This window comes from Hoylesella buccalis ATCC 35310, assembly GCF_025151385.1.
Lineage (GTDB): Bacteria > Bacteroidota > Bacteroidia > Bacteroidales > Bacteroidaceae > Prevotella > Prevotella buccalis.
The window spans coordinates 2,562,416-2,588,208 of the sequence record NZ_CP102287.1 but is presented as its reverse complement, the minus strand read 5'-3'; the positions used below and the strand labels follow the sequence as shown (position 1 = coordinate 2,588,208).

The window sequence follows — 25,793 nt, the reverse complement described above, 5'->3', positions numbered from 1 at the left end:
TACTATTTAATGCCAAAGGCTTGTTTGATGCGCTCCACGTCGTCCAGCTTCTCCCAAGTAAACAGTTCTACCTGCATGACTTTCGTTTCATGATAACGACTTTCAAACGTTTTCTCCTTCACTTCGTACTGTCGTCCCATGTGTCCGTAAGCCGCTGTCTCGAAATAAATAGGATTGCGAAGACCGAATTTCTTCTCAATGGCTTTCGGTCTAAGATCGTACATTTCACCAATCTTCTGGGCAATCTCGCCATCTGTCATCCCAATTTTGCCTCGTCCGTACGTATTTACATAGATGTTGATGGGCTTTGCCTCACCAATGGCATAACTAATCTGCACCAACACCTCGTCAGAAACGCCTGCTGCCACCAGGTTTTTAGCAATATATCGAGAAGCGTATGCTGCCGATCGGTCTACCTTGCTTGGGTCTTTGCCCGAGAATGCTCCGCCTCCGTGCGCGCCTTTCCCACCGTATGTATCTACGATAATCTTCCTTCCGGTGAGTCCGGTGTCGCCATGAGGTCCGCCAATGACAAACTTTCCCGTAGGATTCACATAATATAAGATGTCATCATTAAACAATGCGCGCGTCTTGTCGTCACACGCTGCCTTGACACGGGGTATGAGAATGTTGATGACGTCGGCCTTAATTTTGGCCAACATGCGATCGTCGTCGCTGTCAAACTCGTCGTGCTGCGTGCTCACCACAATGGTGTGGATGCGACGGGGCGTGTGGTCGTCGTTGTATTCTATCGTCACCTGGCTCTTCGCGTCGGGGCGAAGATAGGTCATTTCCTTGCCTTCCTTGCGGATATCGGCCAACACGCGCATGATGAGGTGAGCCAAATCAAGCGATACCGGCATGTAGTTTTCGGTTTCGTTGATGGCATAACCAAACATCATGCCTTGGTCACCGGCACCCTGTTCGTCCTCATTCGCCCGATTCACCCCACGGTCAATATCGTCACTCTGTTCGTGAATGGCCGACATGATGCCACACGAATCGCCGTCAAACTGATATTCCGACTTGGTGTAACCTATCTTCTTGATGGTTTTGCGCGCAATGGTTTGCAGGTCAACGTATTCTTTCGAGCGAACCTCTCCCATAATGACCACCTGCCCGGTGGTTACAAAGGTCTCGATGGCGCAATGTGCGTCACTATCGTAAGCCAAGAACTGATCGAGCAAAGCGTCTGAAATTTGGTCAGCAACTTTATCTGGATGTCCCTCTGAAACTGATTCTGATGAAAATAAATAGGCCATATCTATAATTCTTGTTGTTTGTTGAACATGCAAAGTTAGCAAAAAAAACACAATCTTTCACGCATCTGCTTTATTTTAACTCCTTTAGGACATTTCTGCATACTCGCCAAACGAAGCCTACTCGCCATTGTCCGTTCGTATGGAAGCACCATGCATTCGCATCTGTGAATGGAAGGTATGAGAAGCGTTACCCAAAAGGTGACAACGGCAAGAAGCGGGCATGTCCAAATTGTTTTCATGCTTCTTTGGCTCGTTTGACTGACACTTTTTGTCCTAAAAAAGTGTCTATAAAATGACATGTGTAAAGTGATGAAATAGAAAAATTAACTATGCTTACAGGATGCATCAATGGGTTAAAAAGTGAAGAAAATCGATATTTTCCGCTTAAAACATCGAAACTTACGGTCAATTTGCATGCGTTCGGGTTGTCATTCACATGGGTTTGCAGCGTAAAAAGCATGGGTTTGCGGCGTAAAAGCATAGCTATTGCCTGCCAATCTCAATGCTTTTGCACGAAAAACGTGTGTTAAAAGGGGCCAAAAATCTTACAATAACAACCAACGTGTTGACGCACAATCGGTTACAAAATATCTTCATATTTCCCGTATTTACGACGAGCAGGGATGTTGTTTACAAATACGCCAAAGGTGAAGAGGTGTTTGTCAAGAAAAAAGACAAATGAAATTCTACTTTGAGCATGGACGTTTCGTGCCGCTTTTACGCTCCAATCTTTTGACTTCAGCGTTGTGTCACACGGTTTGATTCAAACACACAGGGCATCAGCAACCTACAGGTTCAGGTTGGAGTTATGTCAAGGTTAGGAAATAGTCCACAACTTATTCTATTGAAAAACGGCACGAGAATGACACGGGCTGTAAGCCCAGAAGCCTACAGCCCAGGGCATCGCCCTGGGTAAGCGTGTGATTAGGTGTACGCCCTGCAAGGGCAAAAGCATTCATAACATGTTGATATTTAAACGCTTTTGCCCTTACAGGGCGCATATTCCACAACGTAATCCATTCCCAGGGTGTTACCCTGGGCTATAAGCTTTTGGGCTTTCAGCCCGTGGAGAACAGCGTCTTTCAAACAGAAAAATACAAGATAGGTGAGCAATAGGTTACAAACTTTTTGTGAGAAAATAACGAAGTTGAAATAAGGACAATTGAAATTCTACTTTGAACATGGACGTTTTGGGGCAGTATAATGATACGGCTACGATGCCGTTGGGGCGTGATTTATCACGTTCCGACACATCATGAGGCCAATCATTTAGCGTATTTGCTGATACGGGGCGTGATTCAACACGTTCCGAAAACGTCGTAAAACCAATCATTCAACGTGTCTACTCATACGGAACGTGATAAATCATGCTCCAACAATGTCCCTACTTGCGAACGGAACGTGATGAATCACGCCCCTACGATGTTTCGTAACGTGCCGTAACCTGCCAACATTAAAAATGCCATTGAACTATTGATACAGTTCAATGGCAATATCTGTGAACAAACAAGCTAACCACTCCCCTCCCTTTTGGGGAGGGGTTGGGGGTGAGGCTGTCGCCCCATTGCTTACTTCTTTTCTTCTGGCAACATGGTTACCGAGATGTAGTTTCCGGCCTTCAAGAATTCTTTCATGAAAGCGGCGATGGTCTGTGGTGTCTGTGCGCTAATCACCTTCTTATAATCAGTGTGCGTGTCAATACCGTGCTTACGATACAAATCCACCACACCATTCCAATAACGATTGGTCTTAGCCACATCATCCGCTTGCTTCAGCATCACGGCTTTAATCTTGTCAACCATCGTGGCATCCACCGTCTTGGTAAGCTCTTGCACGGCACTCTCCATGATGCTCAGGGCCAAATCCTTCTTCTCTGGCTTCATGGGGCAAACGCCTAATAATTGAATCACGTGATAATCGTCGTCGATGGTTGCTGCACCTTGTGCCCCACACGAGTAGGCTGCACCGGCATCCTCACGAATCTTCTGCAAATAAACCATCGATAATACCTGTCCGGCGATAGATGCTTTGACATCATTCTCCACGGTGTAAGGCATGTCTTCGTTGTACCATATCTTATAAGCCGTTGACTTAGGTGTTTCCATCTTGCGGTTGAAGGTGTTGTCTATCTTGCCTTTCTGCAAGAAGGTGACGCGATGTCCCTTCACAATCTTATTCTGTGAGGGCAGACTAGCAATGTATTGACAAATCAATGGTCGGATGGCAGCCTCGTCATAGTTTCCAATGAGCGTGAATGTCCATGCTGCCGCATTGGCCGTACGCTCCTTGGCCATGGCCAAGATACGGTCATAAGATACGTTTGGCAAGTCATCTACCTTGACGGGAGTCAACCGTGGATTGTGCCCGTACATCGTTGCCGTGAGCGAATCAGAGAGGGCCACCTCCGGCGAGAGCGAGCGATTTTTAAGACTTACCTTGTACTGACTGATGAGGTTGTCGTACGATTTCTGGTCTTTGTTGATGCCAGTGAAGTAGAGATACAGCATTTGCAGCATCGTTTCTACATCCTTGGGCGTGGATGACCCCGATGCCGAGCTATTCTTAAAGCCCAATGATAGGTTGACATTGGCAATCTTACCGGCCAATGCTTTTTGCAGTTCGGTCAGCGAGAACTGTCCCAATCCGCTATTTGCAATCACTTCATCAAACATCTTGGCGTTGAGATAATCCTTCTCACCGTATAACGAAGAGCCTCCAAAGCCCTCTGCCGACAACAGCACCTCATCCTTCTTCAAGTCGGTATGCTTGAGCACAACCGTCGCACCGTTAGACAGTTTCAGCTCCGTGTACCCCAATTTATCGTTCTTCTTCTCACTCTTGATGGTTCCAGGGGTCGGTTTTTTCGTAATCAACGGTTCGTTCTTCACGTTGTCAACGTATGCCGTTACCTGCTGTTGTTTGGCCGTTTGGAGGGCAGTGAGCAGTTCTTGACGGGTTGGATAGACCGCACCCTCTTTCTCGTTGTTAAAGCTTATAATCACAACGTTGCTGTCATTCTTGGGAATCAGCTGTTTCATATATTCGTTGACCGCTTCAACTGGAATGGCTGGAACCATCTGCTTCATCAGTTGATAGGTGTAATCGATGGACGGCATAGGCTCGTTGGTCAAGAAATAACCCAGACATTCGTTGAAGAACTGTGTGTTCTTGCGCTTGTCTTTGTTGCTGTATGCCTTGTCTAGGCTACTCAACAGGTTGGCTTTATATCGATCGTATTCGGTCTGGGTGAATCCAAATTCGACTGCACGACGGGCTTCTACCACGGCTGCGGTGAGCGAAGCGGCAAGTTGAGAGGGGTCTTTGGGTTGGGCAAAGATACTGAACGCATCTTTCGTCTTAGCAAAAATATAGTTGTCATCACTGGCTCCAGCACCCACGTATGGGCAGTCTGCCTTTTGTGCTGCTTCGGTATAGCGATCGTTCAGCATGTTGAGTGCGGCTCCTTTCAAATAACCATAGACGATATATTCAACGGAATTTTTCAACGAGTCGGGGTACGTATCGTGCTTGAACATCACCTGTACGTTGTTGGTGCGCTGCTCTTTATCCTTGTCAATGATAACGATTGGCTCGGCAGTGTCGGGCACTGGCTCATCAAGCACAGGAGCTTGGTTGGCTGGGTTCTTGATACCACCAAAGAGTTTCTTAATCATTGCCTCGGTATGGTTTACGTCCACGTCGCCAATCACAATGATGCCTTGGTTGGATGGATGATACCATTTCTCATAATAGTCACGCAATTCCTTGGGCGAGAAGTTGTCTACGACACTCATCAGACCGATAGGATAACGCACACCGTACTTACTTCCGGGATACAGTTTGGGCAGATTACGCTCAAACATGCGGCTCTGTGCGCTGGTACGTAGTCGCCATTCCTCATGTATCACACCACGCTCCTTGTCTATCTCCTTTGGATCGAGTGTCAAACCCGTAGACCAATCGCGCAATATCAACAAGCAAGAGTCGAGCGAACTCTGTCGAGTAGTGGGCACATTGTCAATGTTGTAAACTGTTTGGTCGATGGACGTGTAAGCATTGAGGTCGCTACCAAACTCCACACCAATGGAACGAAGGTACTCTATCAGGTCGTTGCCTTTGAAGTTGTCGCTGCCATTGAACGCCATGTGTTCCAAGAAATGCGCCAATCCACGCTGGCTTTCTTCCTCTTGAATGGACCCCACCTTCTGTGCAATGTAAAAGTTTGCACGGTGTTCGGGCCAGTTGTTGTAACGAATAAAATAGGTTAAGCCATTGTCGAGCTTACCCATTCGCACGGCAGTGTCTACCGGTACGGGCGGCATCTGCATCTGGGCATGCAACATACTTGCACACAACAGAAGCAAAGCACTAAAAAGATGTCTGATTTTCATAGGTAAAATAATTTTATAAAATGAAACTTATTGTCTACTTCTGGAGATAGAGCAAGCCGAAGACAGAGAAAGTTTACTTTCATTGTTAAGGCGCAGCCTATCCTCTACAAAGGTAGAAATTTATTGTCACACTGATGTCTTTGTCTTACAAAAAGTTCGTCTCATAACACACATCAAAGACATTTTTTCGTTTTATCTGCCGCTATCAAACATGCACTATGCAGAGCTTCATCACCTTACACCAACGCAAACGGTCGGAAGACGTTTGCCCCCCGACCGTATATATCATGACTCGATAGTCATCTCTGCTTTTTATTCATCAACTATTGAGCGTACGTTGGCAGGGGTAGACCGATAAAAACCTGGGGTCATTGCAAAATTTGCTTCATCATCGTCAGTACCTTTGTAGTAATAAAAGCCAAAACCTATATCAAAATTTCTCAGCTTGGTTACTGCACCTGAAGCCCAATAACCCACCCAGCTGTAGAGAACTGTCGGATCGTCTAAAGCGCCCCAGTAATATTCATCCATCTTAGGGAAGAAGATAGGGCTACCCGATGATTTTGGTTTGGTGATAAAATTAAAACCATCATTCCATTCACCTTGGGTGTGTGCCACTGCTTTCCAGTTATGCTGCTTGTCTCTAACCCAAGATTTTTTGATTGTAAAAAAGCCCGTGAATGCATCAAACTCAGGCACTCTGTATCCCACGGGACTGGGGTCGTAGATAGTTTTGATACAAGAAGTGGGTCGATCATCCTCATCACGATAATTGGCACACCAAAGGTTGATATACCAAGGCTCTGAATGATCATTATAATTTGTATAAACAGTATTTGGATTTTGAATACCTTTTTGCACTGTTTCTTGTTCATCGCTTTCTATACATCCACCATCACCGTTCTCAGGTTTTCCTGGTAATTTGGGGAAAGCGTCTTTGCGCCCAAACTCATAATATGTCATCGTATGTTCTTTCTTGCCACCTGTCTTTTGTGTAACGGTGATGTCGGCATACTGTTTTGCTCCCTTGTGACCAGCCACTTGTTCTACCCGAACCTTAACACTGCGATTCACAGAGTAGGTCGATCCATTCCATACATTATACTTGAAACCGAGTGGTTCCTTGGCAAACTTGTAGGTCTTACCGTCTTTGTTGTAACAAGCTATGGTGCTGAGCGCATCAGCAGGTGCCACCCAGATGTGCCATGACCACAACACTGTGCCTTTGCTATCTTTAACAGCTATCACGGCATTACCATTCTGAATAGTAGACTTGTTTACCTCGAACTGTAAATATGCGCCCGATCCTGTTCCTGTAACCTTTAAGTTAGACACCAAACCCTTCACGTCAGCCCACACTACTTCGGGTGTACCAACCTTATTGTCAGGATTCTGCACCATGATGTAGGGCGACTTGATTGGTTTGCCGTTGTGGTCGATGAAGTGCTCCATCACCTTTGTACTTTTGTTTCTTCCTGTATCGGTGTCTTTGTCTGTTTTATAGGCAGCCTCGTTTTTCGTTCCGTTCTTGATAGCATTTCCATACACCAAAGGCAACCGGTAGTAGCCGGGAGCAGATATCAAGTACGAGTTGGCGGTGTTCTCAATGGCGTTGCCACCATTGGTTTGGTTGGCCAAGTTGTAGTAAGTGGTCGAAGAACCCTTGGCGGGTGCATTCGCAATTTGCTGATTGCGCTCGCTCATCTGATTGTTAATATTGATGGTTACATGGGCAGAACCCGTTTCGGCCACCTCGCCGCCTTCACCACTACTCTTGTCAAGATTGGTAAGCCATGAGGGTTTTTCATCCATGGAGAAGGTTCCGTCGCCATTAGCATCATAGCCTACGACCTTCCAACCAACGGGTTGTTTGGTTCCATCGGGCGCAATACGATAACTAAGGATGCTATATGCATCAGGACTTACATTCTTGTCGTAATCAATAGCCGTTGGATTGGTTGCCTCAATATGATAAGTCCAATCAGATTCCTTTTGACTGATGGTATAAGTTTTGGTGTGCCCAGCTTGCCAATTACCCGATTTTAGCTTTGCAGTGATCTCGGTTCCGTCGATACAATGGAAGTACACCACGACATTATCCTCGGCGGTGAAGGTCTGTGGAACCATGTAGAAGGTGTAGTTATCACCCTCCGTACCCATGATAATGGTGTTCGGATTTTTGCTTGTATTGACTTTCACACCACTGAGTGTCATCGTAATACGATCGGAGGTGACATCCCAAGCTGCACCAGTGCCGTTCGTTTGGTCAGAGAGTGTGTACCTACCTTTGTATTGCACATTGCGCACTTCTACCTTGTCAATGGTCTTGTTCCACGAGAGGTTGCTTCCAATGGCAAAGCGTACGGCGCATAAGGCATGACGGAACTTTAGCTCCGGCCGTGGTGCTACGCCACGTTCGTTGTAATGAACCACCCCCGAACACGCCGTCAACAAGTCCACTTGCTTGGTGACATCGGTCTCTGACTCAAAGTCGATATAAGGCTTTCCAGCATAAGTTGCTTCCGAAAGCTTTAGCTTAGAGCCGGCCTCAACCTTCGGATAGATGCCATAGAAACGTGCATAAGGAATGTCCCACGACCAAGGTAGCGACGAAACAAGCTCGCCATCGCTCTTGGTGTCGGCGTTATAAAACCATTCGGGCGTATTGCTGATGCCCTGTTCACTGGTGCCTCGATAACCAAAGGACGAGAAGTTGGCGTCGATAGCCGTCTTCACCGTAGCTCTTGTTTGTGCATCTGTCTTCACAGGGTTCACACCGTCGACGGTGGTCTCCACTAGACTTACATCCAAGCCATCCGTACTAAATGCCTCATGTCGCTGCGGCAACAGCTTTGATACAGACAGTGCCCGTGTGCCTGGCAAAGCCTTGGGCGCCTTTCCTGTTTGTGCGATGCTGAGTTCCTGCACGTCGGTTGTGTTGAAACGCACATTGATACCGGTGTCGCTACTCTTCTTAACCGTGGTCAAGTCGTCATCTGCACACGACGTCACCATAACACCTACGATGCCACAGAGCAACCCTGCGATAGCACGGCAGCCATGGCGATAGACTGAAGTATTGATTTTCATAAAATTGTGTTTGTTTTTTCTGTTGTTAATACCTGCTTAAATGCTGGGCACATGGCACAGCTTGTCTCGGCTGTATGGTTAGCCTTCAATCTCTTCCCAATCATCTTCAATGGGGGGCTCAACAGTAGGGTCTGTTCCTGGACGTACATCAGGACTTCCTGCCAGCAGGGTATTCATATCTACTACTTTAATGACCTCGATAGCGGGTGCAACGTATTCACACTTACTTGTTATCCCTTTCATATTCATTTTGTTCTGTGTTGTATTTTAATTTTGTTCTTAATTAAATATACAAATTGTTCACTATCATTTTTATAATTCGTACAAAATTAGAAACAACAATTCACCCCCCCCCAAGTATTTTACACATTTTTAATAAACTTTTAATCTTATAAAATATATAGATGCAAGCATTTAGACCGCTATAACGTGAAAATAGGAAAGCAAGAAAATGATACAAATGGTAAAGCAGCAACCCCTTTCCGATAAGACACGGTGCAAACGCCAAGGCAAAGTGATTCATTCAAGACAACAAAACAGGCCATCTTGTTTCGCAAAATAAACTGATTTGTCGAGCCAGATAGCCTGCTTGATTGCTTGATGGGTAGGTTTCTCTCAGGGATGAGATAATGATTGGCGTTCTTTGCGCATACGGTACGAATCATTCAGCCGAAACGGAAAGCCATGTGCGACGTTGCCATTACCCCTTACGAGGCTTGCGGCGTGCCCATCCTTCTTCGGAGAAATCGGGGGTCTCACCCTTGAATTTCACCTCGGGTTGCTGGAAGAACTGTCGCCAGTCGCCGGTATCTTGCTGCTGATAAGAGGGGCGTTTCACGCTTTTTCCATTCTTTCGTCCGCTCTCCGCACGTCTACCTGCAGCTCTTCCGCCACCTCTTGTGGCTTGCGCTTTGCGTCCATGACCTTCTTCGTTGGCATCATTGCAGCGCACCTCTCTACCCTTGTAGGTCGCTCCCGACAAAGAACGCATCACCTTGTTGGCGTCTTTTTCGGGCACTTCGATATAGGATATTTTTCCCAACAGGTCAATATGCCCCACCTGCTGCCTACCTTTTACATGCTGGTTAATAAACTGCATCACCTCTCCGGGATAGAATCCATCGTCCTTACCCAAGTTGATGAACAGCCTGCGATAACCTCTCTCGGGTGTACGAGAACGGCCTCCGCCTCGCTCCGAACGAGCTTTCCTGCCACCACGCATACCTTTTTCCTCACCTCTGTCGCCACGTTTGAGCGAGGGTTTCTCTATCTCTGGCGCATTCGCGTAGTAATCCAAGAAGCGTCCAAACGTCAAACTGACAATCTTCTTGATGATATCATCCTTGTCGACATATTCAAAGTGTCGGTTAATTTCAACCATAAAGGGCGCAATCTGCTCTTCGTCAACATCAATCTTCTCGATGTCGTGCATGGCTTTATACAACTGCTTGGCGCAAATTTCCTGTGCGGTAGGCAATGTTCCATCAACAAATTCCTTGCCAATTATTTTCTCCACGGCACGCACTTTGGAACGCTCACGGGTGTGAATGATGCAAATAGAAGTACCTTTCTTCCCTGCACGTCCCGTTCGTCCGCTACGATGCGTGTAATTCTCGGTATCATCGGGCATGCCATAATTGATGACATGCGTCAGGTCGTCCACATCCAATCCACGTGCAGCCACATCGGTTGCCACCAACAGCTGGGTGACATGTTGGCGGAACTTCTGCATGGTGAGGTCGCGCTGTTGCTGACTCAGGTCGCCATGCAGCGCCTCTGCGTTGTACCCATCCTTGATAAGTTTGTCGGCAATTTCTTGCGTTTCAATCTTCGTTCGGCAGAAGATAATGGCAAAAATGCGTGGATAGTAATCCACGATGCGCTTCAGAGCCAAGTATTTGTCACGCGCATTCACCATATAATAAACGTGGTTCACGTTTTCGGCACCCTCGTTTCGGCTTCCCACTACAATCTCCTTGTAGTCACGCAAGTAAGTCTTGGCAATCTTTTCTATCTCGTTGCTCATGGTTGCCGAGAACAACAAGGTGTTGCGGTCGTCGGGAACGCCTGCCAAAATGGTATTGATGCTCTCCGAGAAACCCATGTTCAACATCTCATCAGCCTCATCCAACACCACATTGTTCACTTGGTCCAGCTTTGCTACCCCACGGTTCATCAGGTCGATAAGTCGTCCCGGAGTCGCCACAATGATTTGTGCGCCATGTTTGAGTGCATGAATTTGGGTGACGATACTGGCACCTCCGTACACGGGTTCTACGTGTAGATTCTTGATATATTTAGCGAAATCCTTCAAGTCATCAGCGATTTGCAAACACAGTTCGCGTGTAGGACTTAAAATAATGGCTTGTGTATGCTTGCTGTCAACATCTATTTTCTGCAAAAGGGGCAAGCCGTATGCTGCCGTTTTACCTGTTCCTGTCTGTGCTAATGCAATTACATCGTTCTTGTTTCCCAACAAATAAGGGATGACCTCTTCTTGTACTGGCATGGGGTGTACAAACCCCAGCTCCTCAATGGCGCGGCGAATCTCTTCGCTAACGCCTAATTCTTCAAATGTCTTCAAATTCTTTTCTTTAATCGGGTACAAAGGTACGGCTATTCCATGGATGCGCAAAGCAAATGCCTTTATTTCTATCTATCGGGATACAAACATTAACATTCGGCATCGTTTTGATTATCAATGCCAAACAAACATGATGCATCGGCACGACACCCTGCGAAGAACAAAAGAAGAACCAACGCCTCATACCCATAAAAAACACGACACGACTCTCTCCTATTTCATTTTTTTTGTAAAGCTAATCCTTTGATATTCGCTGTTTTTAAGTATCTTTGCCACAAATAAGGTACATACGATGACAGATATATGTTGTTTGGGGCATATCACGAGAGATAAGAATACGACACATAAACAGACCGTCTCCATGTCGGGAGGCACTGCTTATTATGTGGCTTATGCTTTTAATCATCTACCCTCGAAGGTTAGTTTTCAGTTAGTAACCAAGGTGGGTAGCGAAGATTTGCCAGTGACACAAGAGATGAAAGAGGCGGGTATTGACGTGAAAGTGTACCCCAGTGAACACACCGTTCTGTTTGAAAACATCTACGAAGAGAATCAAAATACCCGCTCACAGCGTGTATTAGCGAAGGCTGATCCCTTCACTATTGAGGAGATGAAGCCGTTAACGGGAAAGATATACCATATCGGTTCGCTTCTAAATGACGATTTCTCACCCGAGGTAGTGAAGTATTTATCTTCCAAAGGACAAATCTCTATTGATGCACAAGGCTATCTTCGAGAGGTTCGCGGACAGGATGTCCACCCCATTGACTGGAAAGACAAGCTGGAAATTTTGGCATGTACGGACATCATCAAGGTGAATGAACACGAAATGGAGGTCATCACAGGACTCAAAGACCCACGCCAAGCAGCCAAACAACTACACGCATGGGGTGTGAAAGAGGTCATCGTGACACTGGGAAGTGAGGGCTCTATCATTTATGCCAACGACCGTTTTTACGACATCCCAGCCTATGCACCGAGAGAAGTAGTAGATGCTACGGGGTGTGGCGACACTTACTCGGCTGGCTTTTTGTACTGTCGGTCACAGGGAATAGGGTTTGAAGAGGCAGGAAAGTTTGCCGCTGCCATGTGTACACTCAAGTTAGAACACAGCGGACCTTTTGACAGAAGCATTGAAGAGGTGCGAGCTATTATCAGAAAGCACGAGAAATAAGGACACTTCGTCATTGGCAAATATAGAACAACGCCACTTGGTTTTACTGAAACCAAGTGGCGTTGTTCATCAAAAGGACTTTTATATCAAGTACCTTATATATTCATCAGCATAGGAACGACATATTTAGCCAAGCAATAACCACCGCCAATGAGCCAAACAAATAAGATGGCTGCCAACAGAAAAGGCTTGGCTCCTGCTTTCTTAAATTTGTCAAAACTGGTTTCAGCTCCTAAAGCTGTCATCGCCATGGTTAAGAGAAAGGTATCAAACTGATTAATCCATTCTACCAAAGCAACGGGCAACAGATTGAACGAATTGAACCCGATGACCACCAAAAACAGAATGGCAAACCATGGAATGGTAATCTTTCCTTTAGCTTGTTCGGCGGCATCGCGCTTGGTAAGATTGCGGGCAACCGTCCAACTGATAATCAACAAGGCGGGCACGAGCATCATCACCCGAATCATCTTCACGATGATGGCGGTGTTGGACACGCCCTGCCCCATGGCGTTGCCTGCGCCTACGACATGCGCAACCTCATGAACAGTAGAACCAGTAAAAAGCCCCATCAACTCGGGCGACAGGTCAAAGACACCGTTGCGATATAACACAGGATAGAGAAACATCGACAACGTACCAAAGATGACCACGGTAGACACGGCCACAGCCGTTTTGTAGGGCTTGGTGTTGATGGCCGACTCGGCACCTAACACAGCCGCCGCGCCACAGATGCCACTACCAACGGAAGTGAGCAGAGCGATGCTTCGGTCCATTTTTAACAACTTACCAATCAGCACACCGCCACAAACGGTCACGGTTACAATGATGGCATCGATGAGAATGGCAGGTAGTCCCACGGCCGTGACATCCTGAAAGGTGAGCCTGAAACCGTACAAAATGATGCCAATTCGCAAGATGCGCTTGGAACAGAACAGGATTCCCGGAACCCATGTGTCAGGTAAATTGTTGCGTAAACTGTTGGCATAGAGCATGCCAAGGATGATGCCGACTATCATCGGACTGAACGATAGCCTTTTTACAAACCCCATGTCGCCGATATAGAAAGCGGCTAACGAAAACAAGGTTATCAATAGCACGCCATGCAGCATGCTGCTTCTTTTTTCACTAAGCATTGATTTTACTTTTTAATAATTGAGTGGCAAAGGTACACAAAAATCGCTAATGCGACGTATCGATAATCAATTTAACCCATAAATTTTCACTCAAAAAACAAAGGCTACGCAACTGTCGTTTCCCTACATATCTATACAACCACACTGAAAACTTTACATTTTTTAACTAAAATCCTGAACATATTCCGCACGAGGCGTAAGATTTTTCAAAATATCGCAAAAATGTACCACGCTCATTACCAGTACTTTACAATTTAAACGCCTACAAAATACTAGGCAAAAGCGCGCTATTAAGTTTTCAACACACAAAATGTACCCTGAAAAACGCATATTTGCAGTCTTGTTTTTTCTATTTGAAAGAAAACTCGAGGCAAAACCTGCATGTATAAAAATGAGTGTTCGTGCATTTTTAATAATCATAGCAACCAATGCATGTTCATCTCGCCAAGATGCATCGGCTACATCGTTTCAGAATTACCGGCAGATGTTCTGCCGCCCTCATCAGCCTTATCTTTGGCGTTTCGCGGGTGATGGAGGAGTATCTCCTCACGCAGGGTCGTGGTATCGATGTGCGTATAGATTTCAGTGGTGCCAATGCTTTCGTGCCCCAGCATCACTTGAATGGCGCGAAGGTCGGCCCCACCCTTCAGCAGCTCGGTGGCGAACGAGTGGCGAAGGGTGTGCGGAGAGATGGTTTTTTGGATGCCAGCCTCCTGGGCTTGTCGTTTTAGCATGATGAGAATCATGGTGCGAGTAAGATGAGCGCCACGGCGATTGAGGAACACATAGTCTTGTTCACCGGGTTTTATCTTCATCAAATTGCGGTCGAGAAACCAAAGATTCAACTCTTTGATGGCTTTGGGCGAGATGGGTACGAGCCGTTCTTTGTTGCCCTTTCCGGTGACGCGGATGAAGCCTTCGTCCAAATAAAGATTGGAAAGTTGCAGATTGACCAGCTCTGACACGCGCAAACCGCACGAGAACAACACCTCGATGATGGCCTTGTTACGCTGTCCTTCGGGCTTGGACAGGTCGATACTATTCTCTATCATATCAACTTCTTCGGTGGAAAGCACCTCGGGTAGATGCTCCCCAAGTCGCGGAGATTCCAACAACTCGGTAGGATCTTGTTCGATGTAGCCATCAAGAACCAGGAAACGGTAGAACGAACGCACGCCACTCAGGATGCGAGCTTGCGAGGTAGGGCCGATATGGTGTTCGTGCAACTGGCCTGCAAAGTGCTGCAAGTCATCCAATCGCACGTCCAAGGGGTTTATCTCTTGCTGCTCACAGAAGGATAAGAGCCAGCCCAAATCGTTTTGATAAGCAATCAATGTGTTGGGCGAGTAATTGCGTTCCAGCTTCAAATAGCGGGTATACGACTTCACGATATCTGTTGTTGTTTTCTTGTTGCTTTCCATTTTTATGCGTATTTTTGCATCATATACATCCCTTGCAGGCACGCAGATGATTTCGGCTTGACAAGACATGTATGAACGATACAAAGATAACTAAATCATGCGAATTATGAAAGTTCAAATTATCAATGGGCCAAATCTCAATTTGCTGGGAAGTAGAGAGCCAGACATCTATGGCCAGACCGCTTTCGATACATTTTTCAACGACTTGCAAAGCCAATATCCAACGGTAGAGCTGTCCTACTACCAAAGTAACATTGAAGGCGAGTTGATTGATAAAATGCAGGAAGTAGGGTTCACCTACGACGGCATTATTCTCAATGCAGGTGCCTACACCCACACCAGCATAGCCTTGCTCGACTGTATTCGCTCGCTCACTACCCCAGTGGTTGAGGTTCATATCTCGAATGTACACGCCCGAGAGGAGTTTCGTCATAAAAGCATGATTTCATCGGCTTGTCGAGGGGTGGTTATGGGTTTTGGACTCAACTCGTACCGACTGGCCTTAGAGGGAATTGTTGGATAGTGTACAAGGGTACAAGTTCACAAGTTTACGAGTTCACGAGTTCACGAGTTAATGGCTTGCAAGTTGAACGCTGATGAACTGGTCTGTCAAAAAAACTATCAACTCGTAAACTCGTAAACTCATAAACTAAAAAACTCATCAACTAAAAAACTTCCCGTGAATACTGAATTAGAACGCTATCTGCTCGCACACATTGATGCCGAAGGCGATTACCTATACCGCCTATATCGCGCCACAAACATCCACACCGTGCATGGACGTATGGCGAGTGGACATTTGCAAGGGCGGCTACTCAAGATGCTGGTAGAGATGATTCGGCCTAAGAATGTTTTAGAAGTAGGTACCTTCAGTGGCTACAGTGCCATTTGCATGGCTGAGGGATTGGGTGAAGATGGACGACTATATACGTTTGAAATCAACGATGAAATGGAGGATTTTACACGTCCATGGATAGAAAACTGTGCTGTGGCATCAAAGATTCATTTCATCATTGGCGATGCAAACGTGGAAGCTCCCAAGCTAAATATCGTGTTTGATATGGCGTTTATCGACGGCGACAAGCGTACTTATATAGAAACATACGAAACGGTGTTGAAGCTATTGCGACCTGGTGGATTCATTCTTGCCGATAATACGTTGTGGGATGGACATGTGATTGACCCGCACTATCAACACGATGCACAGACACAAGGAATCATCCATTTCAACGATTTCATCGCACAAGATGCACGAGTGGAAAAAGTAATCTTGCCCATTCGCGACGGTTTGACCATCATTAGGAAGAAGTTAAACGAATGACAAGAAGCTCTTAAAAGGACAAACAGACGGGTTATCATTTGATAATCCTTGACTTTCCAAACATATACTGTGCTATATGCAACTTTTGCAAGGTATAGGCAACGGTGAAACTGCCAACTACCGTAAACAGCAAAGCCACCAACATGAAAAGCATTCCTGACGGTTCGAACAACAGATAAGACTGAAACAACTTGGAAAGCACCGTAAACATGGGAGAGAAAAGCAACAGGATGAGTGAGTTTCTGCCGATGAAAAGGGAGATTTTTGCCATACCTTTGGGCAAATAGGGATACAGCCAAAGCAAAAAAGAGATGACGAAATACACGATGAGCATGCCCCCTATGGTATGCCGTTGAAGCGCATTTGGCACGCAAGTGACAACTAATACAACCCCTATGAGCGACCACCATGCGGGGTGAAATGTATCAACGAATGGACGATGATACAGACGCAATGCGACACCTACACAAAAATACACAGCATTGATCCAAGTAACAAGTCCCAAAAGTGCCAACACCCACAAACATAGCAACACGCCAATCAGCATCCATACACGATGACGACTCGCAAATTGGGCAACGACATAAGTAACGATGCCACACAACATCAGCGTATGCAGGTACCAATAAGGTCCCAAAGGGTGTAAAAACAGTTTATCAAGAAACAAGCCAAAGGTGAGCTGCTGAATATGCTCACGAATGGGTAAGATAGACGCCATGACCACATACCCACACTCCATCAGCAAATAAGGTACGAAAATCCATTGCATATAGCGCAAGAACTGCGGAACGCGCTTGTGAACATTGAGCAAGTAACCCGAAATAATGAGAAATCCAGGCATGTGGAATGTGTACACAAAAGCCTTGGCAACAGGATAGCGATTGCCAATATAGACAAGGTGAAAAACTATCATCAAGAGAATAAACACACACTTGAGATAATCTAACTCCAAGATTCTTGTCTGTTGTTTTGTTGGAGGAGTTGTCACCATCGGCACAAAATTACGAAAAAAGAATTAATTGTCAACTATTATAATTATCTTTGTCTTCCACTAAGTTTTCCACTAAATTGTACACCCTTAAAATACAAATTTTATGCAAGAGACAAGACAAAACCGCATCGCGCGACTGCTTCAAAAAGAACTCGCCATCATATTTCAATCGCAAACAAGAGCTACCCATGGTGTCATGGTAAGCGTCACCCGGGTACGTGTCAGTCCTGATTTGAGTATTTGCACCGCCTACTTGAGTATTTTTCCCTCAGAAAAAGCGGAGGAAATCATCAAGAACATCACGGCAAATGAGAAAACCATTCGTTACGACTTGGGCACACGGGTACGCAATCAGCTGCGTATTGTTCCCGAATTGCGTTTCTTCATCGACGACAGCCTTGATTACATCGAACACATCGACGAACTGTTGAAGAAATAAAACAACGGCTCAGAGTACAAATATTCCAATAGATGAACTTCCCTTTATTTGTTGCACGTCGTTATCTCTTTTCAAAAAAGAGCACGAATGCCATCAATGTCATCTCCATTATCTCCATGATAGGCGTGGCGGTGGCAACGATGGCATTGGTCATTGTGATGAGCGTTTTCAACGGTTTTCATGACTTGGTGGCCTCTTTTCTGACCAACTTCGACCCACAACTCGAAGTAGTTCCTACGGAAGGGAAATCAGCCAACGCCAACGACTCCTTGCTCACGAAGGTTAAACAGCTTCGTCAGGTGGATGTAGCCACAGAGAATGTGGAGGACATGGCAATGGCCATGTATGGCGACAAGCTAACCATGGTGACCATCAAAGGTGTGGATGACAATTTTGATAAGCTCACCCACATCAAGGAAATCCTATATGGGGACGGCGAATATGAGTTGCACGCTGGCAATTTGGAGTATGGTATCATCGGCATTCGATTGGCTCAAACACTTGATGTAGGCGCAACTTGGAACGGTTACCTCAAGATCTACGCACCCAAGCGGTCAGGACAGTTGGACATGAGTAATCCTGCCAGCGGGTTTGCGGTAGACTCTCTTCTGTCACCAGGCGTAGTGTTCTCGGTGAATCAAGCCAGATATGACAAGGGACATATACTCACTTCAATTGAATTTGCACGCAACCTTTTTGACATGAAGGGGCGCATCTCCTCACTTGAACTCCGGCTTCAAGAGAACAGTAACCTCAAGGAGGTGAAGAAAGAGATACAAGCTATCGTCGGAAGTCGGTACAAGGTGCTTGATCGTTTTGAACAACAAGCGGACACATTTAAGATCATGCAGATCGAGAAGATTATCGCTTATTTCTTCCTTACGTTCATCTTGGTTGTGGCGTGCTTTAACATTATCGGTTCGCTTTCCATGCTCATGATTGACAAGAAGAATGATGTGGTGACGTTAAGAAACATCGGAGCCAGCGACAAACAAATCACTAAAATCTTTCTTTTCGAAGGCCGAATGATTTCAGTCATAGGCGCTCTCATAGGCATTCTGTTGGGTTTGTTGCTCTGTTGGCTTCAACAGACCTTCGGTTTCGTATCACTTGGGCAAAGATCTGGCGACTTTGTTGTCAATGCTTATCCCGTTAGTGTGCACTATTTAGATATTTTCTTAATTTTCATCACGGTGATTGCCGTTGGTTGGATGGCGGTATGGTACCCCGTAAGATACTTTAGTAAACGCCTTTTGGCCAATCGTTAAATCACGAACACGCATCCACTTGATGCGTCACCTTATTGCGAACATTATAAAAGCCCATACGTCAAAGAGAACGTATGGGCTATATTTATGAGTTTAAGAATTGCAAATACGCTCGTTTAAAGCGTGAATTTGCAAAACAAGTGCTGCTTAATCTTTAAACTTTGCTGTGATGTATTCACGGTTCAGTCGTGCGATGTTAGCAATCGACTCGTTCTTTGGACATACGGCTTCGCATGAACGAGTGTTGGTACAGTTACCAAATCCCAGCTCATCCATCTTGAGAACCATGGCTTTGGCACGCTTAGCAGCCTCTGGACGGCCTTGTGGCAACAACGCCAACTGGCTAACCTTGGAGCTAACGAAGAGCATGGCAGAGCCGTTTTTACATGCTGCTACGCAGGCACCACAACCGATGCAGGAAGCACAGTCCATGGCCTCATCGGCCTTCTCCTTAGGAATAAGGATGGAATTGGCATCCTGTGCCTGTCCTGTTCGAATGGTATTGTAGCCACCTGCAGCGATGATTTTGTCGAAAGCGTTACGGTCTACCATACAATCCTTGATAACTGGGAAGCCTGCTGAACGCCAAGGTTCTACGGTAATGACATCGCCATCGTTGAAACGACGCATGTACAATTGGCAGGTTGTCGCACCTCGTTCGGTCTTTCCGTGTGGCACTCCATTGATATAGAGTGAGCACATTCCGCAAATACCTTCACGACAGTCGTGATCGAAAACAAACGGTTCTTTCCCATCCTCGATGAGTTCCTCGTTGAGGATGTCAAGCATTTCGAGGAAAGAAGTATCGTCTGGGATATTCTTCATCTCGTGAGTGTCAAAATGTCCCTTGTCTTTAGGACCGTTCTGACGCCAAAATTTAATTGTAAAACTTATATTTTTTGACATGGCTTGTATTTTTTTAGTTTACGAGTTCACAAGTTCACAAGTTCACAAGTTAATAGACTTTTTTCAATGGTTACAAGAAATTTATAGATAGCTATATATTTTAAATGCAACGGTTTGATGAATATTTTGTCTATTGTTGTTGACTTTTAATGAGTGCTGTTAGCATTTTTAAGACTTCTATATTTAATTGATAGAGTTCTTGGTAAGCCTCCAAATCAATAATAAAGCCCAGCTCTTTACAGAGAATAATTTGAGTATCCAATTCAGAAGCTGAACCCAAAGCTATATATAAGAAATGTAACAACTCTTTTGTTGTTCCTCTGCCATAACCTTCGGCTATGTTCGAAGGTATTGAAATTGCAGCTCTACGCATTTGAGAGGAGATTCCCATGAGTTCTTCATGTGGAAAACATCTCGTTACTTGATAAATCCTTTTCACAAGAATGATGCTCTTTTGCCAAACAATCAAGTCTTTGTGCGTAGATTTCATATCCAATTCGGATTACATATTAGCTATGAGAAGAACCTCACGAATTCACTATCATCTTGTCTACTCGTCAGCTTGTTAACTCGTCAACTCATCAATTTAATTCTTATAATTACGTGTCTGTACCTTGATGGCCTCGTACTCGAGTGGCTCTTTGAGCAGCTCGGGGGCGGTTTCATCATTGTTCTGGTACTTCCAACAACCTACATAGAAATAGTTTTCATCGTCACGCTTTGCCTCTCCCTCAGGTGTTTGGTACTCCTCACGGAAGTGACCTCCACAACTCTCATTACGAGAGATGGCATCGTAAGCAACGAGTTCGCCCATCAATAAGAAATCACGCAAATGGATAGCTTTATCCAACTCAACGTTCAGACCTTCCTTAGAACCTGGAATAAACAGGTTGGTATCGAACTCTTTACGCAAGTCTGCTATCATCTTCAAGCCTTCTTCGAGACCTTCCTTGGTACGACCCATTCCCACGTGTTCCCACATGATGTGACCCAACTCCTTGTGAATAGAATCGACAGAGCGCTTACCCTTGATGTTCATCAAACGGTCAATCTCTGCTTGTACCTTCTTTTCAGCCTCTTCAAACTCTGGAAGATCGGTAGAAAGACGTGGCCAAACAGCTTGGTCTGCCAAATAATTTTGAATGGTGTATGGCAACACGAAGTAACCATCTGCCAAACCTTGCATCAACGCTGAAGCTCCCAAACGGTTAGCACCGTGATCAGAGAAGTTACATTCACCGATGGCAAACAGTCCTGCGACAGAGGTCATCAACTCGTAATCTACCCAAATACCACCCATGGTATAATGGATAGCGGGGAAGATCATCATGGGCTTGTAGTACTTTTCACCATTGATTTCGTTCGCCATGTCGCCTGGGAACACGTCTGTAATCTCTTCATACATCTCGAAGAGGTTTCCATAACGCTGCATGATTTCATCAAGTCCCAATCGGTTGATTGACTCAGAGAAGTCGAGGAACACAGCCAAACCAGTGTTATTCACACCAAAACCCTTATCGCAACGCTCCTTCGCAGCACGCGAAGCCACGTCACGAGGCACTAAGTTACCAAATGCTGGGTAGCGACGCTCCAAGTAGTAGTCGCGATCCTCCTCTGGTATTTCCCAGCCTTGTTTCGTTCCTGCCTGCAATGCCTTGGCATCTTCAATCTTCTTAGGAACCCAAATACGTCCGTCGTTACGCAACGATTCTGACATCAACGTCAGCTTCGATTGCTTGTCACCATGTACAGGAATACAGGTGGGGTGAATCTGCACATACGAAGGGTTAGCAAAATAAGCACCCTTACGGTAGCACTGAACGGCAGCGGTACAGTTACATCCCATTGCATTGGTAGAAAGGAAATAAGCATTTCCGTATCCGCCAGTGGCAATCACTACGGCATTGGCAGAGAATCTCTCTAACTTACCAGTCACCAAGTTCTTGGCTATGATACCACGAGCACGACCGTCAATGATGACTACGTCCTCCATCTCGTAACGTGTATAGAGCTTTACTTTGCCTGCATGTACTTGACACATCAGTGATGAGTAAGCACCTAACAACAGCTGCTGACCTGTTTGACCTTTGGCATAGAACGTTCTACTTACCTGTGCACCACCAAATGAACGGTTGGCCAACATGCCTCCGTATTCACGAGCGAATGGTACGCCTTGTGCAACACATTGGTCGATGATAGCATTTGACACCTCTGCCAAACGGTAAACGTTAGCTTCGCGAGCACGATAGTCGCCACCTTTTACGGTATCATAGAACAAACGATAAACAGAGTCACCGTCATTCTGATAATCCTTGGCAGCATTGATACCTCCTTGTGCAGCAATAGAGTGTGCACGACGAGGCGAGTCTTGAATACAAAAGTTGAATACATTGAATCCCATCTCGCCCAACGAAGCGGCGGCACTGGCACCTGCTAAGCCTGTACCAACAACGATGACATCCAATTTTAATTTATTCTTTGGGTTAACCAAGCGCTGGTGAGCCTTGTAATTGGTCCACTTCTCAGCTACTGGTCCTTCAGGTATTTTTGAATTTATTTGTGTCATAATATTCTTCCTTACATGTAATCAGATTAAACAATTACGCACAGCACAAACTTGGCGCGCAGCCAAAGGCAAATGCGAGAACAACAACAAGGAAGCCTAACATCAGCAACGTGGCGTACACCTCGCCGATGGTCTTCCATCGATTGAACCAGATTTTGTTGCTGATTCCAAGTGTTTGCATTGCACTCCAGAAGCCATGCGTGAGATGGAACCAGATGGCAACCAGCCAAATGACATACAGCACCACATACAGAGGTTGTGCGAATGTTTCACGAATGTAACCAAATCCGTCAGCAGGATTGCCTAACGGGTCGGCAATGTGAAAGATCTCGGCAAACATCATGTTGTACCAGAAATTGTACAAGTGAAGAAGTAAGCCCAAAAGAATGATGATGCCTAACACCAACATGTTTTGAGATGCCCACTCTACCTTAGAGCTTCTTTGCGTAACGGCATAACGTTCGTTGCCGCGAGCCCGCAGGTTTTGTGCCGTCAGGATGAATGCGTAGACGATATGACAAACAACCAAAGCTGCAAGTGCTATCGTAGCTACCACCGCATACCAGTTGGCACCCAAAAGTTCACAAATCATGTTGTACGCTTCTCCAGAAAAGAGGGCGACAACATTCATTGACATGTGAAATGTCAGGAACAGAATAAGCGCAATGCCGGTAACCGACATGACCACTTTTCTACCAATAGATGAATTGATTAACCACATAAATGATTGATAATTAAAGTATTTAAATGTTAGTATATTGATGTGTGCGTTTAAATAGTTGTTCCTTGGCTGGTGTTCTTTACAAATGTTCATCATCAAACATCCTCATTTTTAGGTATCAGATACCGCCAGCCGTTGCAAAAATACTACAATTTAGTGATAACTCAAAGCTTTTCGTTAAAAATACGAGAAAACTCATCAAGGTGACAGGACGGACAAAGATGAGGAACCGATTTTACGCAGATACGCCTAAAAGGAAATAGCAAGAGAACGCGGAAATAGTTTCACGAACGAACCGCAGTCTTTAACACATTCGCTGAAGAAAGAGCCACCTATCGACAGAGAAAGAACTATCTATCGCCAAAGGGAGCGCAATCTACGCTTCCCCCTTGGTACCTTCGAAAGGAGCAATGGTGCGGCCTGCCATCTCTGGCAGTTGAATCTTGCCAAACTGCTGCTCGTATTTATAGATGTTCTCCTGCAAGGCCATGAGAAGTCGTTTGGCATGTTCGGGTGCCATCACCACACGACTTACCACCTGAGGTTTGGGTATTCCGGGCAAAATACTGGTAAAATCAAGTACAAACTCTGAACTGGAGTGTGAGATCAGGGCCAGATTTACATACTTACCCTGAGCCACCTCGGGATTCAACTCCAATTGCAATCCCTGCTGCTGCGTGTTATCTTCCATATCGACAAAACAATTTTTAGTTATTTCAAAATGAATGTAAATATAGTGAGTTTTTTCTATATGCAAGGCTGAACTTCATGATTTTAACACTTTTAAGGTGCACATCTGATTTTATTCGCCCACAACAGGGTGCGTGATGCGGCTAAACATGGTGACAATGTCCGAACTTGAGAACCGTTTGCTGAAACATGAAGGCTATGCAATAAAACGCGATAGAACATGCTCCTACTGGTGAAATATCTTGACAACACACTCTCTTATAATTTGCGTATTTACGAACAGCCTTCACTTTCGTCGCAAATACGCCCAAAATGAGCAACATTTGTATTCTCTTGACATACAGCATATTGCAAAATCAAGACACGAATATCAGCCCATTTACGCGCTATTTTAAGCACAAAAGCATAGCTTTTAGGCAGATATTTGCATGCTTTTGCCGTGCAATACCATATCTATTGGGCGGCAATATCATGCATATAACACCTTAAACGCATTACTATTGCCTTAAAATCTCATTTTTCTTGCTTCATGATAGCTTGTTTGCATCCTCCTTGCCTATTGATTTTTTCTAGATTGAAAGTTTTGAAGTGCCATTTTAGGGCTGTTTTTTAGTAAAGAAATGGAACATTTTTGCACGAAACACCATCAAACCGTTTTCGGGAAAGGACTCGAGCGCATCCCAAGAACAGCTTCATTGGAGTTACGGTTCACACATCATCAGCACATTTTAGGGGCAATGAGAAACAGATAAACATCTTTTTTGTAACTTTGCCGACGACATCCTTTCGTACCATCCAAGGTACAACAAGGAATAACAAGACGCTAAAAAAACAAACTCACCATGCCAAGAAAAAAGAAATCAGAACTGAAAGATTACGCCGTCATCACACTGGCCATGCTCATGGGTAGCTTAGGCCTAACCGTCTTCTTGTTGCCCAACCACATCGGTATGGGCGGCATCACAGGTATCTCGTCTATCATCTATTGGGGGTTTAATATTCCCGTAGAGGTCACTTACCTAGTCATCAACGCCACCCTGCTGGCCTTTGCACTCAAGATTCTGGGGTGGCGATTTTGCGTCAAGACCATCTATGCCGCCCTGACGTTCGCCATGTTTGTGTGGCTCATCAGACAGGTGACGCACGATGAGGCAATCATCAACGACCAACCTTTCATGGCGGCCATTCTGGGAGCTGTGCTCATGGGGTCGAGCATCGGAATGGGATTGTCGAGCAACGGCAGCACAGGTGGAACGGATGTCATTGCGGCCATGATTAACAAATATCATGACATCTCGCTGGGAAAGGTCATCCTTCTCTGCGACATCACCATCATCACATCCAGCTACCTGGTGCTGCACGACTGGGAGCAGGTGTTGTATGGCTATGTGGTGCTCATTGTTTCTTCGGCTTGCGTGGACAAAGTGGTGAACATGAACCGACGGTCGGTTCAATTCTTCATCATCTCAGAAAAATACGAAGAGATAGGTAGGGCCATCAATACGACGGTTCAACGAGGATGTACCACGCTCACGGGCAACGGATTTTACTCTGGACGCGACATGAAAATGCTTTTCGTGCTGGCCAAACAAACCGAGTCGTCCATGATTTTCAGAACGATTGACGAGATAGACCCAGAGGCTTTTGTCTCTCAGAGTGCGGTTATCGGTGTATACGGACTGGGCTTTGACAAGTTCAAGGTGAACAAAAAGAAGAAATCACCACGAGTGGCGCAAGCTAAAAAAGAAGAACCCACCCGTTAATCAAGGCCAAACAAAAGACGATGTGCTGATGAATCGGCATAAAAATAAGGTGTGTCATCAAACTGGCACA

The 25,793-nt window shown here is 45.5% G+C and carries 19 protein-coding genes; 6 read left to right on the top strand and 13 right to left on the bottom strand.

The genetic code is table 11. From position 1 onward, the window contains the following. Window positions 1–2 precede the first annotated feature (2 nt). The 5 genes from metK to NQ518_RS10640 all read right to left on the bottom strand — a co-directional run bounded on the left by metK (window position 3) and on the right by NQ518_RS10640 (window position 11,327). Window positions 3–1,262, bottom strand: a complete 1,260-nt coding sequence (gene metK / locus NQ518_RS10660) for a methionine adenosyltransferase (RefSeq protein WP_227206396.1) — start codon at window positions 1,260–1,262, stop codon at window positions 3–5. 1,568 nt (window positions 1,263–2,830) lie between these two features. Continuing rightward, a complete protein-coding gene (locus NQ518_RS10655) occupies window positions 2,831–5,653 on the bottom strand; it encodes a M16 family metallopeptidase (protein WP_227206398.1) in 2,823 nt (940 codons plus the stop codon). Between the two features lie 312 nt (window positions 5,654–5,965). After that, window positions 5,966–8,743: a fimbrillin family protein gene (locus NQ518_RS10650; protein WP_227206400.1), complete on the bottom strand. Its 2,778-nt coding sequence runs from the start codon at window positions 8,741–8,743 to the stop codon at window positions 5,966–5,968. Between the two features lie 78 nt (window positions 8,744–8,821). Next, window positions 8,822–8,992: a hypothetical protein gene (locus tag NQ518_RS10645; RefSeq protein ID WP_227206402.1), complete on the bottom strand. Its 171-nt coding sequence runs from the start codon at window positions 8,990–8,992 to the stop codon at window positions 8,822–8,824. A 451-nt stretch (window positions 8,993–9,443) separates the two neighbouring features. Then, window positions 9,444–11,327 carry a DEAD/DEAH box helicase gene (locus NQ518_RS10640; protein WP_227961958.1) on the bottom strand — a complete coding sequence of 628 codons (1,884 nt, stop codon included), beginning with the start codon at window positions 11,325–11,327 and terminating at the stop codon, window positions 9,444–9,446. Between the two features lie 292 nt (window positions 11,328–11,619). Here NQ518_RS10640 and NQ518_RS10635 point away from each other — a divergent pair, with 292 nt between their 5' ends. Next, on the top strand, window positions 11,620–12,501 hold the full coding sequence (locus NQ518_RS10635; RefSeq protein WP_227961960.1) for a PfkB family carbohydrate kinase: 882 nt from the start codon (window positions 11,620–11,622) through the stop codon (window positions 12,499–12,501). A gap of 95 nt (window positions 12,502–12,596) precedes the next feature. Here NQ518_RS10635 and NQ518_RS10630 read toward each other — a convergent pair whose 3' ends face one another. Both NQ518_RS10630 and xerA read right to left on the bottom strand, forming a co-directional pair. After that, window positions 12,597–13,637: a YeiH family protein gene (locus NQ518_RS10630; RefSeq protein ID WP_227961962.1), complete on the bottom strand. Its 1,041-nt coding sequence runs from the start codon at window positions 13,635–13,637 to the stop codon at window positions 12,597–12,599. A gap of 458 nt (window positions 13,638–14,095) precedes the next feature. Further along, window positions 14,096–15,058: a site-specific tyrosine recombinase/integron integrase gene (xerA, locus tag NQ518_RS10625; protein WP_227961964.1), complete on the bottom strand. Its 963-nt coding sequence runs from the start codon at window positions 15,056–15,058 to the stop codon at window positions 14,096–14,098. A gap of 106 nt (window positions 15,059–15,164) precedes the next feature. Between xerA and aroQ the strand changes: the two genes are divergently transcribed. Beyond that, window positions 15,165–15,581 (top strand): type II 3-dehydroquinate dehydratase, encoded by a 417-nt coding sequence (aroQ, locus tag NQ518_RS10620; protein ID WP_227961966.1) that lies wholly within the window; start codon window positions 15,165–15,167, stop codon window positions 15,579–15,581. 156 nt (window positions 15,582–15,737) lie between these two features. Beyond that, the gene (locus NQ518_RS10615; protein WP_227961968.1) at window positions 15,738–16,379 is read left to right on the top strand and encodes an O-methyltransferase; all 642 of its coding nucleotides are present in this window, start codon (window positions 15,738–15,740) and stop codon (window positions 16,377–16,379) included. Window positions 16,380–16,413: 34 nt separating this feature from the next. Here the strand turns inward: NQ518_RS10615 and NQ518_RS10610 are convergent, their stop codons facing one another. Next, entirely contained in the window at window positions 16,414–17,370 is a 957-nt protein-coding gene (locus tag NQ518_RS10610) for an acyltransferase family protein (RefSeq protein ID WP_227961970.1), read from the bottom strand. A 103-nt stretch (window positions 17,371–17,473) separates the two neighbouring features. Here NQ518_RS10610 and rbfA point away from each other — a divergent pair, with 103 nt between their 5' ends. Both rbfA and NQ518_RS10600 read left to right on the top strand, forming a co-directional pair. Then, window positions 17,474–17,809, top strand: coding sequence for a 30S ribosome-binding factor RbfA (gene rbfA, locus NQ518_RS10605; RefSeq protein WP_004350660.1), 336 nt, complete (start codon window positions 17,474–17,476; stop codon window positions 17,807–17,809). A gap of 32 nt (window positions 17,810–17,841) precedes the next feature. Further along, window positions 17,842–19,077 carry an FtsX-like permease family protein gene (locus NQ518_RS10600; RefSeq protein ID WP_227208179.1) on the top strand — a complete coding sequence of 412 codons (1,236 nt, stop codon included), beginning with the start codon at window positions 17,842–17,844 and terminating at the stop codon, window positions 19,075–19,077. A 147-nt stretch (window positions 19,078–19,224) separates the two neighbouring features. On the opposite strand, the gene NQ518_RS10595 is transcribed toward NQ518_RS10600, so the two are convergent. The 5 genes from NQ518_RS10595 to NQ518_RS10575 form a co-directional block, all read right to left on the bottom strand. Next, the gene (locus NQ518_RS10595) at window positions 19,225–19,983 is read right to left on the bottom strand and encodes a succinate dehydrogenase/fumarate reductase iron-sulfur subunit (RefSeq protein ID WP_102696311.1); all 759 of its coding nucleotides are present in this window, start codon (window positions 19,981–19,983) and stop codon (window positions 19,225–19,227) included. A gap of 130 nt (window positions 19,984–20,113) precedes the next feature. Further along, on the bottom strand, window positions 20,114–20,473 hold the full coding sequence (locus NQ518_RS10590) for a four helix bundle protein (RefSeq protein WP_227208178.1): 360 nt from the start codon (window positions 20,471–20,473) through the stop codon (window positions 20,114–20,116). A 96-nt stretch (window positions 20,474–20,569) separates the two neighbouring features. Beyond that, window positions 20,570–22,549, bottom strand: a complete 1,980-nt coding sequence (locus NQ518_RS10585) for a fumarate reductase/succinate dehydrogenase flavoprotein subunit (RefSeq protein WP_004350665.1) — start codon at window positions 22,547–22,549, stop codon at window positions 20,570–20,572. A 34-nt stretch (window positions 22,550–22,583) separates the two neighbouring features. Continuing rightward, window positions 22,584–23,270, bottom strand: coding sequence for a fumarate reductase (locus NQ518_RS10580; RefSeq protein ID WP_040563199.1), 687 nt, complete (start codon window positions 23,268–23,270; stop codon window positions 22,584–22,586). Between the two features lie 376 nt (window positions 23,271–23,646). Next, window positions 23,647–23,961, bottom strand: a complete 315-nt coding sequence (locus NQ518_RS10575) for a DUF3467 domain-containing protein (RefSeq protein WP_004350668.1) — start codon at window positions 23,959–23,961, stop codon at window positions 23,647–23,649. Between the two features lie 841 nt (window positions 23,962–24,802). Here NQ518_RS10575 and NQ518_RS10570 point away from each other — a divergent pair. Next, a complete protein-coding gene (locus tag NQ518_RS10570; RefSeq protein ID WP_102696315.1) occupies window positions 24,803–25,723 on the top strand; it encodes a YitT family protein in 921 nt (306 codons plus the stop codon). The last annotated feature ends 70 nt before the right edge of the window (window positions 25,724–25,793 follow it).